The sequence below is a fragment of the Idiomarina rhizosphaerae genome (genome assembly GCF_024159085.1).
Classification (GTDB): domain Bacteria; phylum Pseudomonadota; class Gammaproteobacteria; order Enterobacterales; family Alteromonadaceae; genus Idiomarina; species Idiomarina rhizosphaerae.
In genome coordinates this window covers 25,813-42,828 of the sequence record NZ_JAMZDE010000001.1, presented here as the reverse complement: position 1 = coordinate 42,828, position 17,016 = coordinate 25,813, and the positions used below count along the sequence as shown (strand labels likewise).

Genomic DNA, 17,016 nt, shown 5'->3' with positions numbered 1-17,016 from the left:
GATTTACACCTCGGCTATCGAATGCATGATGGATTGAGAGCTTAATTCCGCGCCTTGTAGTTCCGCGACTTTGCGGTGGTCACGCATAACGACAACACGGTTAGCAAAGGCGACCAGCTCTTCCAGTTCGGATGACGCCACTAATAACGACATGCCTTCATCGCACAGAGATTTAATTAACTTAATGATCTCGGCGTGTGCACCAATATCGATACCGCGAGTGGGTTCGTCTAAAATCAATAGCTGCGGGCTAATAGCCAGCCAGCGGGCAAGAATGACTTTTTGCTGGTTTCCGCCGCTGAGTTCTTCAATCGGCTTTTCTGAGTCGGGCGTGGCGATGTGAAAAGATTCAATGTACTGATTGGCCAGAGTTCTTTGTTTTTCCGGCGATATATAGCGCCACCAGCCAGCCTGCACCTGAAGGGCCAGAGCGATATTCTCGCGGATGGAAAGCGGGCCAATAATACCGTCAGTTTTACGATCTTCAGGGCAGAGTGCAATGCCTTGCTGCATAGCGTCTGCCGGCTGGTTCAGGGTAACGGGCTGTTGGCGTATTTTGATTTCTCCACTTTTCAGTGTGTCGATGCCAAATAACGCGCGGCATACTTCAGTACGTCCCGAGCCCAGTAAGCCTGCCATACCCACAGCCTCTCCTTTATTGACTGTCAGTGATACATCATCGACCGAGTGCGGCACAGTGGCGTTTGACACCGTCAGTAAAGGTTCACGTTTTGCCGGCTCGGTGGCCTCTGTTTGTTCTCCGGTAACCTGCTGTAGTTCCTGACCCAGCATGGCTTCAATTAATTTGCCGCGAGGCAGGTCGGTAATAGGGTATTCACCTATTAACTTGCCGGAACGTAAAACGGTGATGCGATCAGAAATTTGATAGACCTGTTCCAGAAAGTGAGTAATAAACAAAATGGCGATGCCTTCACTTTTCAGCTGACGCAGAATATCAAAAAGAGTGTCTACTTCGCTGCTATCGAGGCTGGCGGTGGGCTCGTCCAGTACCAGAACTTTAGCGTTCATGGCAACGCCACGGGCAATAGCAACTAATTGTTGTATGGCCACGGAGTAGTGAGATAAAGACTCTGTGACATCAATATTCAGTTTGAAACGCTTTAATAACTGGCGGGCGTCTTCCGCCATTTGTTGCCAGCGAATGCAACCAAAACGCGTAGGCTCGCGGCCAAGGAACAAGTTATGGGCAACGCTTAAGTTCGGCAGTAAATTCACTTCCTGATACACAGGCGCTATTCCCAGCTTCTGGGCTTCTGCGGTATTGGACGGGCTTATTTCTTGTTGCTGCAGCTGAATGCTTCCGCTGTCTTTTGGTAATACGCCGGTCATTATTTTTACCAACGTTGATTTACCTGCGCCATTTTCCCCCAGCAGCGCGTGAACTTCGCCCGGGAATAATCGGAAATTAACGGCATCCAGAGCTTTTACTCCAGGAAATTGCTTACTGATATTACTGAGTTCAAACAGTGCTTTTTCTGATTGTTCTTGTTGCATAATTTTCTCCCAACGACAAAGGCGGCCTATTGGCTTCGTTTTTGATATTCCTCAGCCGCAGTGGCCTGAGTGTAAACATCGCCGGTGGTGCGGATCAGTTTTGGTATGTCCGTATCGCCCTTCAAATAGCGTTGAATAACATCGTAAGTGGGGGCTCCCAGGTGAGGGTCTAACTCAACGGTGACATTCGCCAGGCCATTCGCCATAGCCAGGAAGTAGTCGGGAATGCCGTCTACGGAAATCACTTTGATATCTTCTCCGGGAGCAAGGCCGGACTCTTTAATTGCCTGAATCGCGCCTAACGCCATCTCATCGTTATGTGCCCAAAGGGCACAGATGCTGTTTGGGTCTTCTGCTCTGAGAAAGCTTTCCATTACTTCTTTACCACGGTTGCGGGTGAATTCCGCGGTCTGACTCCGTACTATGGTAATGTTGTCGTGTTTATCGATAACGCGGTTGAAGCCCGTTCCCCGGTCAATAGCCGCTGTGGAACCAACGGTCCCCTGCAACTCAACCACACGGCATTCGTCCTGCTCGTTTTCAACTAGCCATTGAGCCGCTTTCACTCCCTCCTCAACAAAGTCCGAGGCAATGCGGGTAAGGTATAGGTCTTCGTCCGCCCGAATGTTGCGATCGAGAATAATTACAGGAATGTCTGAGCGTTGCGCCTGACGAAGAATGGGTGTCCAGCCAGTTTCCACTACCGGGGCGATGACAATGGCGTCTACTCGCATGGCAATAAAGGTACGTACCGCCCGAATTTGATTCGCTTGTTGCTGTTGAGAGTCTGCAAATTTCAGCGTGATGCCGCGTCGTTTGGCTTCTTCTCGCATGTCGTTACTAAAGTTGGTTCGCCAGCCGCTTTCTGAGCCAACCTGAGCAAAACCTACCACAATTTCAGCCATTGCGTTCTGACTGAGCAGGAGTAACGACATCATTGCTAATGTCTTTATGTTCATGTTTTTCGCCTTTATCTTATTGTTTACTTATTATTTTTGGGCAAATTCATGTTGCTGTGTTTTCAGCAGCCGGTTAGCTGCTGGAAAACTTATAGAGACTGCTTTGTTGATACCTCTGCCCCGGGGACAGAATGACCGAAGGGAATGAGGATTGATTTACCGCATCGGGGTGAATATGAGGTTCGAGGCAAAGTCCTCCATATTGTGGTAACGGTTTACCAGAAGCTCCGGGTATTGAAGAGTCCAGAAAGTTGCCACTGTAAAATTGAACGCCTGGCTCTGTGCTGAACAGCTCCAGTGTACGTCCGGAAACCGGATCTCGTAATTTAGCCAGTTTTTGCAAGGTACGGCTTTTCTCGTCTCGCGCTACCCAAAAATGGTCATAGCCCTGTTCGGTTTTCGCAATATCCTGCCTTATGGTTTTGGCCCGTTGGAAATCCATAGGCGAATCTGCTGTATCAATTAAGCGACCGGTAGGAATGAGTTCTTCGTCAACTTCTACGTAGCGGTCGGAGTGAAGAGTCAGTTCATGATCGAGAATGGACCCCGTGCCTGCCAGATTAAAATACATATGACTGGTCATATTGACCGGACATGCTTTATCTGTGGTGGCCTGGTAGTCGATAAGTAGCTCGTTTTCATCATTCAGTGAATAAGTTACCGAGGCTTTGAAATTACCAGGGTAGCCCTGATCACCATCTGCGCTAAAAATATGGAATGTGACACTCACTGTGTCAGCTGTTTCCTTGCTCTCTGTGTCCCAGAAGCGAAAAGACAAGCCTTCCGGGCCGCCGTGCAGTTGATTTTTGCCTTCATTATTGACCAGACGAATGTTCTGATCATCGACTGAAAACTGACTCTGGCCTATACGGTTAGCGCAACGGCCAACAATAACGCCAAAGTAGTAAGGGTTTTTCAACCACAGAGTCGGATCCTGGTAATTAAGGGTAACTTCCTGAACGCCTTGGTTACAGGGGACTTTTAATGAACGGACGCTGGCGCCAAAGTTAGCCAGAGTAACTTGCATACCCTGGCTGTTATGTAACGTAAAAAAGCGCAGAGGCTGGCTAAAGCCAGCGTGCACTTCTTTACTTTCTGTAATGAACAAAGCCATGGCTTAGTTCTCAACAGCCTTGTTAGTGCGCTCGCCATTTATCCAACGGCTGATGCCCCATGGGTTTTCGTTCTTCAGAGCGTCCGGCAGTAAGTCATGCGGATAGTTCTGGAAGCAAATAGGGCGTACAAAACGGTCAATTGCTTTGGTACCAACAGAGGTAAAGCGGCTGTCTGTTGATGCCGGAGAAGGACCACCGTGCATCATCGCGTCACAAACTTCTACGCCAGTAGGGAAGTTATTAACAACCATACGACCCACTTTATCCTGTAACAGGCTTAGTAATTCAGAGTAGTTTTTCAGTTCGCCTTCTGTTGCCTGCAGCGTGCCGGTTAACTGGCCGCCTAAATGGCTGACAACAGTATTCAGTTCTTCAGCATTTTTACATTTAATGACTAAAGAGCTGGGGCCGAAGTTTTCTGCCTGAAGCTCCGGGTTTTTGACGAAGTCAGATGCAGAAACCGTAAATAATTCAGCTTGCCCACAGAAGCCTTTTTCACCTTCTTTCACTGGCTGGCCTGTTGCAACCGATTTAACACCTGGCTGGCCTGACAGTTTTTGACGGCCTGACTGGTAAGTTTCGGCAATGCCCTGATTCAGCATAACGCCAGCGTTTACATCAGCTAATGCTTTGGCAGTAGAATCAATAAAGGTATCCAGCTCGTCGCCTTCAATACCTAATACCAAGCCTGGGTTTACACAGAACTGACCCACACCCAGTGTCAAAGAGCCGACAAAGCCTTCAGCAATGCTTTGTGCTGAGTTTTTTAATGCTTCTGGTAAGACAACAATGGGGTTAATGCTGCCCATTTCGGCAAATACCGGAATTGGGTTTTTACGTTCGCTGGCCAGTTTGTATAGTGCCATACCGCCAGAGTGAGAGCCGGTAAAGCCAACCGCTTTAACTTGTTCCGCTTTGACTAATGCCGCGCCGACATCTTTGCCAGGGCCGGTTACGTAAGAGAACGTACCTTTAGGCATTTGGCATTTGTCTGCCGCTTTTTGTAATGCCTGAGCAACTAACTCAGCCGAGCCAGCGTGAGAGTTGTGACCTTTAACAATAACCGGGCAACCTGCTGCTAAAGCGGAAGCTGTGTCACCGCCTGCGGTAGAGAACGCCATTGGAAAGTTAGAAGCGCCAAATACAACAACCGGACCAAGCGCTTGTTTGTAAAAGCGAATGTCTGCGCGTGGCATAGGCTGACGATCTGGCATTGCTTTATCAATACGTGCATCCAGGAACTCACCACTTTGAATGGTATTAGCGAAGAGTTTTAACTGGTTGCACGTACGACCGCGCTCGCCTTCAACACGAGCCTGCGGGTAGCCGGTTTCAGCTTTTAAGCGGTCGAGTAATTCGTCGCCTAAGGCCATAATTTCATCGGCACAGGCTTGTAAAAACTCGCCGCGTTGCTTCAGTGTCGTTGCTGCATAAACAGGAGCTGCTTTAGCTGCGCCTTCAACCGCTGCGTCAACCTGGCTGCCGTCAGCATGGTTTATTGTTGGCTCCAGCGTTTCACCTGTAGCTGGGTTAACCGCCTGGTAAGAGGCACCTTTGCCTGCTTGCCATTCGCCTTGAATAAGTTGTTTACCTGTAATAGTCATAATAAATCCTGTTACTTAGAGGTACTCTGCCGCGCGTCGCGCGACCCGAAATATCCTGTTACACCCACCCGGCATCGACAATAAAGTCTTGAGCAGTACACATGCTGCTATCATCTGACGCTAAAAATAACGCCATTGCGGCGATGCTTTCGGGCATTAGTGGTGCGTTAATGCATTGGTTCTTAGCAATGTCTTTTTTGGTTTCTTCCGTAACCCACAAGGACAGTTGACGCTCCGTCATAACCCACCCCGGGGTTAGCGTATTGACCCGGATATTATCCTCGCCCATATCACGAGCCAGGCCACGAGTCAGGCCTAGTACGGCCGACTTTGCGCTGGTATACCCAGGCATATTGCCCTGGCTTTCGTGCCAGCTCATTGAGCCAAAGTTAATGATGGAACCACCACCCAGCTCTTTCATTTGCGAATACACTGCCTGCGCTGCAAAGAACTGAGGACGCAGATTAATATGCATGCGCTCATCCCAATATTCCGGGGTCACATCACGGAAGTCGTGACGAGTATCACTGGCAGCGTTGTTTATCAGTACGCTAATGGCACCAAGTTCACTTTTTACTTGCTCAACAACTTTGCGTAAGTGCTCAATATCAACCAGGTTACAAGGGTAAAAATGTGCCTGACCTGAGCCAGAATGTTCATTAACTTTCTCGACCAGCGCTTTTGATTCATCTTCCAGAATGTCGACGAAAGCCACCTGGCTTCCCTGCGCGACAAAGGCTTCTACTAATGCCGCGCCAATACCAGAGCCGCCGCCGGTAATAAATACCGTACGGCCTTTGAGGCTAGGATATTGGTTCGTTAATGTCTTTTGCTCTGCCATTGAACACCTGCTTAATGTGAATGTTTTGGTACGGCGGCACCGCGGCAACCCACCAGAAAGTCCAGATCACAGCCTTCATCGGCTTGTAAAACCCGTTCCCGGTAAATTTCTAAATAACCACCAGATTTTACGATTACCTGGGTTGCTTTGAGTTTCTCCAGACGCGCTTTCAACTCTTCGTCGCTGACCTCTAATTGAAGCACTCCAGCGTCGGCATCCAATTGAATGTAATCGCCTTCCTCGACCGCAGCCAGAGGACCAAGTTCCATCGCCTCGGGAGCAACGTGCAGGACAACGGTACCAAATGCTGTGCCGCTCATGCGGGCATCAGAGATGCGAACCATGTCTTTTACCCCTTTCTTCAGAACTTTAGGAGGTAAGCCCATATTGCCGACTTCTGCCATTCCCGGGTAACCTTTCGGACCACAGTTTTTGAGCACCATGACGCTGTTTTCATCAATATCCAGATCTGGATCGGCAATACGTGCTTTATAGTCTTCGAAGCTCTCAAAGACCACTGCTCGACCCCGGTGTTTCATTAAATGAGGGCTGGCCGCTGACGGCTTAAGTACCGCGCCGCGTGGCGCCAGGTTGCCGCGCAATACGCATATTCCGCCATGTTTTAACAATGGCTCATCAAAGGTGCGGATGACATCATCGTTGTAGCAAGGCGCATCTTCCACGTTTTTCCCGATAGTCTGCCCATTCACTGTTAAAGCGTCTTTAGCGAGGATGCCTTGCTCGCCTAAACGGCGCAGCACAACCGGCAATCCTCCAGAATAGTAGAAATCCTCCATCAGGTAGCGACCCGAGGGCTGCAAGTTAACAATGGTCGGAACTTCTTTGCCTTCCAGCCAGTCATCCAGATCCAGATCGACGCCCATACGGCCGGCAATGGCCTTAAGGTGAATCACCGCATTGGTTGAACCGCCGATTGCGGCATTGGTTTTAATCGCATTTAAGAATGCGTCACGGGTGAGTACTTTAGACAGTTTCAGATCTTCATGAACCATTTCCACAGCGCGCATGCCCGACATATGAGCCAAGACATATCGACGCGAATCCACCGCTGGAATAGCGGCGTTATGTGGCAGGCTCACGCCCAGTGATTCTGCCATAGAAGCCATGGTAGAAGCCGTGCCCATAGTGTTACAGGTACCGGCCGAACGAGACATGCTGGCTTCTGCATCCATAAATTCCTGTAGAGAAATATTGCCAGCTTTATATTCTTCGTGCATTTTCCATACAAGGGTGCCGGAGCCGACATCTTTACCGTGATGCTTACCGTTAAGCATTGGGCCGCCGCTGACAACGATCGTTGGGAGGTCGCAACTCGCTGCACCCATTAACAAGGCTGGTGTTGTTTTGTCGCAGCCTACCATTAGAACCACTCCGTCAATGGGGTTGCCGCGAATCGCTTCCTCTGTGTCCATGGCCGCCAGGTTACGGGTTAACATAGCCGTTGGTCGTAGGTTTGACTCACCGTTAGAAAACACGGGGAATTCCACCGGAATACCACCAGCTTCGCGAATGCCGTTTTTAACACGATCGGCTAAGTCGCGAAAATGAGCGTTACAAGGGGTCAGTTCCGACCATGTGTTACAAATTCCAATAACCGGTTTGTTGTCAAAGTGATGATCAGGAATTCCCTGGTTTTTCATCCAGCTACGATACATAAAACCGTTTTTGTCTGCGGTCCCAAACCACTGGGCGGAGCGCAGTTTAGATTTATTTTTGTCGTCGTTGTTCAAGGCTACACCTGCTAATTAGTAATACAATACTACGTTATGGTCGCGATTCTTCCCGCGAATGTCAATCGCTGACTCAATTCTGTACAGGATTAACAAAAATTTATAGCGGGCTCGATCATTGCCCAAGCTTAAAAGGTAATATAGTATTACTTTTTAAATTTTATAGTATAAATTCATAGCAGGAGCCTATCTAATGCGTCTGATTCAATACGTCACAGAGGCTGGCAAGCAACAGGCCGGTGTCGTTAACGGTGAGCATATTCACCCTTTAAAGGAAGTTGTCAGTGTTTATGAGCTTGCGGAAAAAGCTCTGCAGGAGAAAACCGGTTTAGAGTCGTTAATAGAAAAGCTGCAAAGCGATGAGCAAATTTCTTACGCTGAATTAATTAATGAGAACCGCTTACTCAGCCCGTTTAGTCATGAGGACCCGGCGCATCTGTTCGTAACTGGCACAGGTCTGACGCATCTTGGTAGTGCTGACACGCGCGCAAATATGCATGCACAAGGCTCGGACAGTTCAAACGCCGAACTGACAGACTCTATGAAAATGTTTAAAGCCGGAGTACAAAACGGCAAGCCGAAATCTGGTGAGCAGGGCGCTCAGCCAGAATGGTTCTATAAAGGCGATGGCAGTATCGTTGTTGCACCCGGAAAAGCTCTGAGCTCTCCGCATTTTGCTCTGGACGCCGGCGAAGAACCAGAAATTGCAGGTTTATATATCAATGATAAAGACGGTCAGCCGCATCGCATTGGTTTTGCATTAGGTAACGAATTTTCTGACCATATTACGGAAAAAGAAAACTACCTGTTATTAGCCCACTCTAAATTGCGACAGTGTTCAATTGGCCCTGAAATTCTAGTCGGTGATTTACCGGCGAATATCAAAGGCTATTCGCGCATTATCCGCGACAACGAAGTATTGTGGGAAAAAGAGTTTTTAAGTGGTGAAGAGAATATGTCTCACACTATTGAGAACCTGGAGAACCACCACTTTAAGTATCCTATTTTCCGCCAGCCAGGTGACGCGCATATACATTTTTATGGCACGGCGACCTTAAGTTTTGGTGACGGCATTCGCACTCAGGCGGGTGATATTTTCGAAATTGCGGCGGATACCTTTGGTAAACCGTTGCGCAATAAATTGCAGATAGAAAAAGAAAGCCCGGTTCAAAAGGTTACTAAGCTGTAACTTTAAACCTGTGTTTTGTGTAGCTCCGCCAGCGTATGCTCCAGAGCATGCCTGGCGTTGACTAAAAGCGTCTGCATTTCTTCCCGGGCGGCTACCGGATTCTGTTCTTTAATGGCCATGAACACTGCTTTATGGCCGGGTAGTGAATCGACATATTCTTCCGCTATAGCACTGCTTAAACGAAATGAATTTTCCAGAGCAGTTTCAATGGTTACACCTAACGACGCCATAAATTCGTTATTGGTCGCTTCCAGCAAAGCTAAGTGAAACTCCAAGTCGCTTTTGTAGACAGCGTCAGTACCAATTTGAGCTTCTTCCATTGCCTGATAAGCTTCAGTTAATGCGGCTAACTGCTCGTCAGTACGGTGCATAGCTGCCAGACTGGCTGCATTAGGCTCAATAATTTCCCGCATTTCATACAGCGACATGTAAAACTTCGTGTCCGGGTTGCTGCTAAAACACCAGCGCAAAACTTCCGCGTCAAACATATTCCAGTTTTTACGCGGACGGACTCTTGTGCCCAGTTTCGGGCGGGATTCGATTAACCCTTTAGCGGTTAACAGCTTAAAAGCTTCACGCAGCGCCGTGCGCGATACGCCCAGCTCTGCACCAATGTCATTTTCATTAGGGATATACTGACCAGGCAAATAGACGCCACCCACGATTCGAGAACCCAGTTCCTGAGCAACCCAGGAGTGGATACTTTGTGGTCTGTTTCGGGTTGCGCTTTTCATGTGTCTTCCCTTGCATGTAGTGATGGTGCGATTTTGTTCATATTAGCGTTTTTTCTCTGTAAGCGTAACCCGCGTGAAATCAATAATGTCTTTGTTTCCTGTTCGGGAGCCAGAGTATAAAGTATCTTTATTGTCATATTTGTAGCATGTTTTCTGTTTTTTTGACTTATGCTGAGCCCTGTTTGGAACATATGCTTGTTCACCTTACGATGTTTATTGGAGAAACTTCATGAGTCCAAGGACTGTAGGGCTGGTTGATGGAATAGCCTTTTTCGTTATTTGGTCTTTGATTGGTTTAGCCCAGCCGTCATTACGGGGGGAAGCTGTAACAGTAGTTTTGGTTTTATTGCTCATGGCTTCTGCCTTGGTGTTGTGGCGGGGGGCGGTGTTAGCGAGTTTATTTGTTGAAGACAGAACCTCGCTACTGGGGCATGTTTTAGATGGTGCAAAATGGGGCGCGATTGCTGGCTTGGGAATTTTGATTTGGGGTGTTTCATCGCAAGTTCTTGCGGCAGGAGGGCTTTTGGATAACGCCAGTTTCTTTAGTGCTGAGACCGCTATCTACTTATTGTTTATGGGAGCTTATTTGAGTGCAACCGGTGCCGTTGTAGGCGGGGTTCATGGTGCTGTACTTTTCTATTTTAACCGCTGGTTTTTAAGACGCGGGTAAGCCAAACCATATACCGATTAAGAGGACTGAGTACGCCAACGCGCGGTACTCGCATTAAGCAGAGGTATTATGATTGCATCGACAGATAATGAGAGCTGGCTGATTGATTGCGGAGATGAAATCGTTCAGAAAAAGGCGGAATGTGGACTCAGTGGGCTCTCTGACTGGGAGCGGTTGGTTTATTGTTTATGGGTAGCCGACTATAGCATCCGTAATGCCGGTGATCTTGGCGCTGCAGAAGACCTATACGAAGACTACCGCAAAGACCTTTTATTTTTCTCCCGCGAGTTAGAGCTCACTAAAACGTCAGAATTTTTTGCTTTGGCTACAGAATTCCTGCCCGAGAAATACGAACAAAGGTTCGAAGACATTTGCAGAGAAGTTCGAAAAGCTAAACCCAATGTTTAGTAAAGTGCTCGTTGCCTGATCGGGCCGAGCTTCCTGGGCAATATTTTGCCAGAAATGTAAATAAGTGTAATTTTTGTGTCTAAAGCTGGTGTGATGCATGCAAGTTAGTCTAAATATTCTAAGCTTTATCTAAAAAATGACTAACGGGCGTGTGCGCCCACTTAAAGGAGAAAATTATGTCACGGCTTTTATTATCAGGCATGCTGCTTTTAGCCTGCTCTTCCTCGGTTTTGGCTAATGATCTGAAACCGGGTTTATGGGAGGTCACTTCTTCCATGGAAGGAGAGGGAATTCCTAAGCAGCTTACGCAAGAAAAAAATTCGCGGGAGTGCCTTACTGCCGAGGAGGGCAATGACATGGTCGCTACAATGCGCAAACGCTGGAATGAAATAGGATGTCAGGATATGGATATCTCCCGGGATGGCGATAAAATTGAAGTTGCGGCGTCGTGCGAAGCGGGTGGACGAACAACGGACGTCGATGCGCTGATTACGGTGCACAGCAACGAACATTATTCCAGTGAGGTTACAACCACTAACGATAGCTCGGTAACGACCTATCGCGAGGCTTCCTGGGTATCGTCGGAGTGCGAGGAATAAGAGGATGCAATGACTCCCGCAATTGATGTAGCCAGAAAGAATAAGGTTTCTTTTAAAGTACACGAGTATTCCCATGACCCGGCCAGTGAATCTTATGGTGGCGAAGCTGCCGAGAAGTTGGGCGTTCCGCAGGAACAAGTATTCAAAACCTTAGTTGTCAGTCTTGATGGTAAAGAATTGGCTGTAGGCATTATTCCGGTTTCGTCACGGTTAAGCCTAAAGTTGATAGCAAAAGCTTTGGGCGCAAAGAAGGCTGCAATGGCGACTCAGAGCGAAGTCGAACGTGCTACGGGTTATGTTCTGGGAGGCGTTAGTCCGCTTGGCCAGAAAAAGCGGCTCAGAACCATAATTGATGCCTCTGCAATTTGTAACTCCACCGTATTTATAAGCGCCGGGCGCAGGGGGGTAGATATGGAATTAGACCCTGAAGATCTAAAAACACTGGTGAGCGGTGAGTTTGTTAATATTACTTAGTGGAAAGCATGTTTAATAGGCTCCAGCAGCAAAGTCATCAGGTGGGCGATACGCAAATATTGGTATCTTATGATCGCCTGACCAGCCAGTTTCAAATCTCTAATGGAAACGATGTGATATACAGCCGCTCTCTGCTGCTGTTGCCAGTTATCCGTTCAAATATAGTTATTTCCAACAGCACATATTCTTTAAAGGTGATTTCTTGTATTTTTTGGCACGCAAAGTTAGAGCAAAGCGGAAACGTCGTTATTTCTGAGTTACTCCGGCCCCGACGCGCCAAATCCATAGCTTCTATTGCGTACAGCGCGTTAATGAGTGTATTACGGTTTTTTGCAGGTTAAGTCACTTGCTTGGCAGCGTTAAAATTCAGTAAAAATGGATGAGGCTTCATATATTTCGGTACACTTGAAAAAACGTTGGTGGTTAGGGAGCAATAAGCGGATGAAAAGCATAGGCATGAAGGGAGTCGGTGTCGCCGTAGTGTTAGCAACATTGCTGTGGCACATGGATGCGAAACCAAAGGAAAAGGTATCTATGCAGCAACAGATAGAGCAGCGAAAACAACTCAATATCGCACGCTACAAGCAACTCCGTACTCTTGATGACAAAGCATTGGCTAAGTTCTTATGGATGGAAGAAGAGTCTAATTATTATGGAGTGATGGAATCACTCTCATTAGATATGAAGCCTTACGAAATTGAATATTCGACTTCTGTGCTGGCGCGTCTGAACGACTACGACGATAGTCAGACAATGAGTGATGCCTTCCTGAGCAGTCTCCTGGCAGTGAAACGTACGGATTTAATGGAGTGTAGGAGATACTCCAATGGGCACGGCTTTGCTTTGCGTAAAGGCTTTTCCTTTCCTTTTGCTCACGAACTGACGTTTGATGCGCTGGTACTGGATAATGGCGAAAAGCTCCGTATTCCGGACTTTACTAAAGGGGAAATGGAAACTAGAGACATTGTCCGCCGGGGTGACGCCTATTGTGTGCCGGCTCTGGATAATAAGAGTGCATCGCAGCCAACAGCGATTAAGGGAGAGTTCTCTACTGAGTTACCGGAGAAGCTGATTCAGTTTGAGTTAACCGCAGATGATGTTGGAAAAACTCAAGATAAAGACGGTTACAGAATCACCCTAGTTGAAATGAATGACTATTCTTATGTCATTGAAGTCGACGTTAAAACGCCCCCTCAAACGACTTTGCGTAAACAGGATATTATCGGCGAAGCGAAAGCTAAGAACGGACGATATATCCGAAACCGCATTACCGACAGAATTCCGGTGAAAAATTATGAGCGCGTGGAGTCTCTGTTAGGCAAGCTTATTAATAAGGCTGCAAACGGTAATCTCAATAAATCCGAGGCACAGAAAGCTCTTAATGATTTAAATAAGCGTATGGCCGAAGATGAAAGCTCGACGCTTTATAGTGCGTTTGCATTTCATGGTCCGTTTGAGACTGCCGAAGTAACGATATTAGCCGGTGGTGAGTCAGGAAAAGACGTTAAGCAGGCACTTGAATTACCCGTATATTCGTTTGCACAAAAAGCTCCAGCGAAGCAGATTGATTTCGATGCATTACCGACGGTTAAGGCAACATTGCCGATATACAACGGTGGTTCTGAGGTGAATGCCAGCTATGTGGATTTGAGCGCAGAAGCAATGCATAACGAGATTGAAATTCGTCAGCGCAATATTACACATGACCCGGGAATAAAGCATCCGAAACAAGTGTTTTTGCATTATCCGACAGTGCAAAGCGACTTATTTATCCATATCTTTGATCGCTACGATATAGCGGACAGTAGCGACGTTCAGTTTTTTGATGCCGACGGTAAACCGGTAACGGTAATTGATGACAAGAACAGCGCCTTTCGCTTCACCGTTAGTCGGCTGGAATATGATCCTGAGCTTTTCACTGCGCCGCCAACGCGCGTGAGAGCAAACATATCGGTGTTAACCGCGCCCAATATCATTAAAGACAACTACGCAAAAAATGACCTGCCAGCAGGCGTCAGTCTTGAAGAGAATAAGCTGACCATTGATTACGCGGAGTTTACACCGAGAGAAATTGAAGACGCTGACTCGCGGCGGGTACAGCGTCGTAATCATGTTTTTGTAAAAGATTCCCAAGGTTACCTAGCTGAAATAAGTACATTAAGTTTACCGCGACAAGATGGCAAGCCAGTAGATGTCTATTACTTTTACGGGCAGCCCGAAAGCTTTGAAATCTGGTATAAGGGTGAAACTGAAACAGTAGATTTTGAATTGGATGTTGAGCTTTAATTTAATGCTTTTCAGATTCTAGTTCAGGTACTATAGCTAATTGGCTTGAGCGACTAGGTAGCCATTCTTCCAGACCTTTAGTGGCGCTAATATGGTTTTCAGATCCTTATAAGGCGATTCTTGAAGCAGTAAAAAGTCAGCTTTCATTCCTTCTCGAATGCGACCACGATCCGCTAGCGAAAAAGCATCCGCGGGTATCGATGTAGCCGACTTTAAAATGGCTTCAGTTGGCATGCCTGTCTCCTGGAAAAGAAGCAGTTCAACTAATAATGACCAGCCATGGGCAGTATTAGGATTGGGAGCATCGCTACCAGCCAAAATAGGAATACCAGCTTCGTGCATGTGTTTTGTGTTGGTCAGTAGGTTGGTATAGAAATGCGCGGGAAATCGTCCGCTGTTAGGGAAATTCCGGATGAGCGTCGATTTTGCGCTGGCGCCTATTTCCAGTGACTCGTTATTCAGTAGAATTTCATCATTGATGGAGCCACGCAGCATCCCCTCATAAACTGTCATTGTTGGAATTACAAACACACCGTTGATTTTTAGAAGGGTGAGCAGTTCGTCAGAAACAGGCTTGTCAAAAAAGCTGTGTACCAAACCGTCGGCTCCGGCCTTAACGGCGTCGAGCGCGGAACCATGATCAGCAATATGAACAACGGCTAAATAGTCCTGTTCATGTGCAGCCTTAATCGTTGCCTGCAGACCCTGCTCTGAGATAGATGGCGCATGTGCGTATTCTGCGCCGCTGCGGGTATACACTATCTTGATGAAATCTGAACCTGCATTAATACGCTGCTCTATCAGCTTTTCGGCCTCTTGTGGTTCAGAAAGCGTTGATACCTCAATACCATACTGTGTCCCGTGCCCATCCGGTGCCGTTATTAATAATCCGGCTCCAAAAATATCAGCCTTACGGCTAAACTCTGTCGTTGCTCTCCGGGCTCGATGTTGTTGAAGAAAATCTGGATGACCAAACATATCGACAACGGTGGTTACGCCTCGTTCCAGGCTTTGTTCTAACGCATCGCCCCAGGCATGCACGTGTGCATCGATGAGTCCGGGAACCAGCCAACGGTTTTGTCCATCTATTTTCCGTAATTGATTGTCCGGTCGCTCCATGTGCAAGCCTTTGATATACCCATCGATTACTTCAACATAAGCAGCTTTTGATATGGTTTCTCCGTCAAAAATCTTAACCGGACCGAGAAGAAAACTGTTACTGGTTTTGGTGCTTTCTTCCCGGGGTGTTGGCAGCGAAAGAATGGTCAAAGCAATAACGGCTATAGAGAGTACTACGATAATTTTAACCTTCATTTGTCTAAACCTTTTAACGAGAGAGTCGCTGATAACGCCAATAAATTACGGCGATTAATACGCCACAAAAAGCGACAAGATAAAGCCCGTGTAGCCATAAGTTATGGCCCTGATTTGTACCGATAACGGCATGTGCCAGTTGAGAGTAGTGATACGATGGAAGTCCATAAGCGATGTAGCGAACGGTGTCTGGTAAGAACTGAATCGGCACCCACAGACCGGACAAAAACGCCATGGGTAAATAAACTAAGTTGACGACGGCTGGGGCCGCTTTGTCAGACAGGCACAGACCCATGAGTAGCCCAATTAAGGCAAATGGCAGGGTTCCTAATAACAGAACGATGAACAGTATACTCCACTGCCATAGCCATAATTGCACGTCGGCAAAAAGTGCTGCTGTAACAAACAAAAGCAAGGCAATGCAGGCGGCAAAAACGAAACTACTAAAGAACTTAGCGACCAAATACGCTGAAAGAGGCATGGGGGAAATGCGTTTCAGCGTAAGCCAGCCTTGTGTTCTGTCACTAGCAACAGCGGTTGCGTAGTTAAATAGCGCTGGTCCCATCATGCCAAAACAGGCGTATGAAACCAGCATGTACTCGCCTTGTGCCGCACTAAAGTTAAAGACAATACCGAAGAACACGTAAAACACGAGTGGAAATAGCATGGCAGGTAAAAAGAATGCGGGTGTGCGCCATAAGCTGAGTAAGTCGTAGTGGCTTTCTTTTAAATACGGCGTTGAATTAAGCATGAGTGGGTTTCCGAATAAGTTTTAAATAGGCTGACTCCAGAGAATCGTGGTCAGCAATAACCTCGTTGACTGTTCCCTGTGCAATAATGTGCCCGTCCCGCAAGACAGCAATACGATCGGCAAGTCGCTCTGCCTCTTCAATGTAATGAGTGGTTAGTACTAAAGCGCAGCCCTGCTGCCGACGTTTCTTAATTTGCTGCCAGAGCAAGTGGCGCGCTTCAACATCCATACCCACAGTAGGCTCATCAAGAAAAAGTAGGTCGGGATCTCCGGCCACTGCGATTGCAAACAGAACTTGCTGGCGCTGGCCGCCTGATAACTTTCCGAAGCGTTGCTTAGCAATGCCGGTTAAATCAAACTCCTCCAGTAAAAATTCCGGAGTGGCGCCGGATGGATAATAGCTACAAAATAAATCCAGTTGTTCGGCGACGGTCAAGTTGGCGTTTAAGGTACCAAGCTGCATCATAACCCCAACACGCTGACGGATGGTTAACGGCCTATGCTGACTATTGAGCTGAGTCCCCAGAACCTCTAAATGCTGAGCCTCATAATTATGCATGCCAAGTATGCTGTTAATTAAGGTTGTTTTGCCGGCTCCGTTTTTTCCAAGTACGGCAATGACTTCTCCGGCATAAGCAGTAAGGCTGACATCAGTAAGCGCCGCTTTTGCGTCATAGTGTTTACTAAGCGATTGTACTTTAAGGTTTATCTGATTCATTGGCGACCTTTGTGAGTTATCTGTTGTTGATCAGTCTATCCAGTCAGCCTTTGAGCCGGTAGTTGCGTATGTCACCAATTAGGAATGA

General features: G+C 47.4%; 16 protein-coding genes. 6 read left to right on the top strand and 10 right to left on the bottom strand.

Annotated elements, in window-relative coordinates; all coding sequences use genetic code 11:
- Positions 1 to 3: 3 nt before the first annotated feature.
- From NJR55_RS00225 to NJR55_RS00200, 6 genes are all read right to left on the bottom strand, one after another.
- Complete coding sequence (locus tag NJR55_RS00225) at positions 4 to 1,515, bottom strand: sugar ABC transporter ATP-binding protein (RefSeq protein WP_253616762.1); 1,512 nt, start codon at positions 1,513 to 1,515, stop codon at positions 4 to 6.
- Positions 1,516 to 1,541: 26 nt separating this feature from the next.
- Positions 1,542 to 2,474, bottom strand: a complete 933-nt coding sequence (locus NJR55_RS00220; protein WP_253616761.1) for an ABC transporter substrate-binding protein — start codon at positions 2,472 to 2,474, stop codon at positions 1,542 to 1,544.
- Positions 2,475 to 2,547: 73 nt separating this feature from the next.
- A complete protein-coding gene (locus NJR55_RS00215; protein ID WP_253616760.1) occupies positions 2,548 to 3,588 on the bottom strand; it encodes an aldose epimerase family protein in 1,041 nt (346 codons plus the stop codon).
- Between the two features lie 3 nt (positions 3,589 to 3,591).
- Positions 3,592 to 5,193 (bottom strand): aldehyde dehydrogenase (NADP(+)), encoded by a 1,602-nt coding sequence (locus NJR55_RS00210; RefSeq protein WP_253616759.1) that lies wholly within the window; start codon positions 5,191 to 5,193, stop codon positions 3,592 to 3,594.
- 58 nt (positions 5,194 to 5,251) lie between these two features.
- Complete coding sequence (locus NJR55_RS00205) at positions 5,252 to 6,034, bottom strand: SDR family NAD(P)-dependent oxidoreductase (RefSeq protein ID WP_253616758.1); 783 nt, start codon at positions 6,032 to 6,034, stop codon at positions 5,252 to 5,254.
- 11 nt (positions 6,035 to 6,045) lie between these two features.
- Positions 6,046 to 7,785 (bottom strand): IlvD/Edd family dehydratase, encoded by a 1,740-nt coding sequence (locus NJR55_RS00200; RefSeq protein WP_253616757.1) that lies wholly within the window; start codon positions 7,783 to 7,785, stop codon positions 6,046 to 6,048.
- Positions 7,786 to 7,978: 193 nt separating this feature from the next.
- Between NJR55_RS00200 and araD1 the strand changes: the two genes are divergently transcribed.
- Positions 7,979 to 8,974 carry an AraD1 family protein gene (gene araD1, locus NJR55_RS00195; RefSeq protein ID WP_253616755.1) on the top strand — a complete coding sequence of 332 codons (996 nt, stop codon included), beginning with the start codon at positions 7,979 to 7,981 and terminating at the stop codon, positions 8,972 to 8,974.
- Positions 8,975 to 8,976: 2 nt separating this feature from the next.
- On the opposite strand, the gene NJR55_RS00190 is transcribed toward araD1, so the two are convergent.
- Positions 8,977 to 9,708: a FadR/GntR family transcriptional regulator gene (locus NJR55_RS00190; RefSeq protein WP_253616753.1), complete on the bottom strand. Its 732-nt coding sequence runs from the start codon at positions 9,706 to 9,708 to the stop codon at positions 8,977 to 8,979.
- Positions 9,709 to 9,937: 229 nt separating this feature from the next.
- On the opposite strand from NJR55_RS00190, the gene NJR55_RS00185 reads away from it, so the two are divergent.
- The 5 genes from NJR55_RS00185 to NJR55_RS00165 all read left to right on the top strand — a co-directional run bounded on the left by NJR55_RS00185 (position 9,938) and on the right by NJR55_RS00165 (position 14,145).
- A complete protein-coding gene (locus NJR55_RS00185) occupies positions 9,938 to 10,378 on the top strand; it encodes a hypothetical protein (protein ID WP_253616751.1) in 441 nt (146 codons plus the stop codon).
- A gap of 69 nt (positions 10,379 to 10,447) precedes the next feature.
- Positions 10,448 to 10,786, top strand: coding sequence for a hypothetical protein (locus NJR55_RS00180; RefSeq protein ID WP_253616749.1), 339 nt, complete (start codon positions 10,448 to 10,450; stop codon positions 10,784 to 10,786).
- Between the two features lie 176 nt (positions 10,787 to 10,962).
- Positions 10,963 to 11,385: a DUF3617 domain-containing protein gene (locus NJR55_RS00175; protein ID WP_253616747.1), complete on the top strand. Its 423-nt coding sequence runs from the start codon at positions 10,963 to 10,965 to the stop codon at positions 11,383 to 11,385.
- 9 nt (positions 11,386 to 11,394) lie between these two features.
- Complete coding sequence (ybaK, locus tag NJR55_RS00170; protein ID WP_253616745.1) at positions 11,395 to 11,859, top strand: Cys-tRNA(Pro) deacylase; 465 nt, start codon at positions 11,395 to 11,397, stop codon at positions 11,857 to 11,859.
- Between the two features lie 441 nt (positions 11,860 to 12,300).
- Positions 12,301 to 14,145, top strand: coding sequence for a hypothetical protein (locus NJR55_RS00165; protein ID WP_253616743.1), 1,845 nt, complete (start codon positions 12,301 to 12,303; stop codon positions 14,143 to 14,145).
- A gap of 36 nt (positions 14,146 to 14,181) precedes the next feature.
- Here the strand turns inward: NJR55_RS00165 and NJR55_RS00160 are convergent, their stop codons facing one another.
- The 3 genes from NJR55_RS00160 to NJR55_RS00150 are packed head-to-tail and all read right to left on the bottom strand — an operon-like array spanning position 14,182 to position 16,928.
- A complete protein-coding gene (locus NJR55_RS00160) occupies positions 14,182 to 15,459 on the bottom strand; it encodes an amidohydrolase family protein (RefSeq protein ID WP_253616741.1) in 1,278 nt (425 codons plus the stop codon).
- A gap of 13 nt (positions 15,460 to 15,472) precedes the next feature.
- Positions 15,473 to 16,210, bottom strand: a complete 738-nt coding sequence (locus NJR55_RS00155) for an ABC transporter permease (protein ID WP_253616739.1) — start codon at positions 16,208 to 16,210, stop codon at positions 15,473 to 15,475.
- Positions 16,203 to 16,928 (bottom strand): ABC transporter ATP-binding protein, encoded by a 726-nt coding sequence (locus NJR55_RS00150; RefSeq protein ID WP_253616738.1) that lies wholly within the window; start codon positions 16,926 to 16,928, stop codon positions 16,203 to 16,205. Before NJR55_RS00150 ends, NJR55_RS00155 begins: the two co-directional genes overlap by 8 nt.
- Positions 16,929 to 17,016 lie beyond the last annotated feature (88 nt).

Bases quoted from the DNA above. Each gene is read 5' to 3' on its own strand.
- NJR55_RS00160 (WP_253616741.1), bottom strand. From the start codon at position 15,459: ATGAAGGTTAAAATTATCGTAGTACTCTCTATAGCCGTTATTGCTTTG.
- NJR55_RS00150 (WP_253616738.1), bottom strand. From the start codon at position 16,928: ATGAATCAGATAAACCTTAAAGTACAATCGCTTAGTAAACACTATGAC.
- NJR55_RS00215 (WP_253616760.1), bottom strand. From the start codon at position 3,588: ATGGCTTTGTTCATTACAGAAAGTAAAGAAGTGCACGCTGGCTTTAGC.
- NJR55_RS00205 (WP_253616758.1), bottom strand. From the start codon at position 6,034: ATGGCAGAGCAAAAGACATTAACGAACCAATATCCTAGCCTCAAAGGC.
- NJR55_RS00210 (WP_253616759.1), bottom strand. From the start codon at position 5,193: ATGACTATTACAGGTAAACAACTTATTCAAGGCGAATGGCAAGCAGGC.
- NJR55_RS00175 (WP_253616747.1), top strand. From the start codon at position 10,963: ATGTCACGGCTTTTATTATCAGGCATGCTGCTTTTAGCCTGCTCTTCC.
- NJR55_RS00220 (WP_253616761.1), bottom strand. From the start codon at position 2,474: ATGAACATAAAGACATTAGCAATGATGTCGTTACTCCTGCTCAGTCAG.
- NJR55_RS00180 (WP_253616749.1), top strand. From the start codon at position 10,448: ATGATTGCATCGACAGATAATGAGAGCTGGCTGATTGATTGCGGAGAT.
- ybaK (WP_253616745.1), top strand. From the start codon at position 11,395: ATGACTCCCGCAATTGATGTAGCCAGAAAGAATAAGGTTTCTTTTAAA.
- NJR55_RS00225 (WP_253616762.1), bottom strand. From the start codon at position 1,515: ATGCAACAAGAACAATCAGAAAAAGCACTGTTTGAACTCAGTAATATC.
- NJR55_RS00185 (WP_253616751.1), top strand. From the start codon at position 9,938: ATGAGTCCAAGGACTGTAGGGCTGGTTGATGGAATAGCCTTTTTCGTT.
- NJR55_RS00155 (WP_253616739.1), bottom strand. From the start codon at position 16,210: ATGCTTAATTCAACGCCGTATTTAAAAGAAAGCCACTACGACTTACTC.
- NJR55_RS00165 (WP_253616743.1), top strand. From the start codon at position 12,301: ATGAAAAGCATAGGCATGAAGGGAGTCGGTGTCGCCGTAGTGTTAGCA.
- NJR55_RS00190 (WP_253616753.1), bottom strand. From the start codon at position 9,708: ATGAAAAGCGCAACCCGAAACAGACCACAAAGTATCCACTCCTGGGTT.
- araD1 (WP_253616755.1), top strand. From the start codon at position 7,979: ATGCGTCTGATTCAATACGTCACAGAGGCTGGCAAGCAACAGGCCGGT.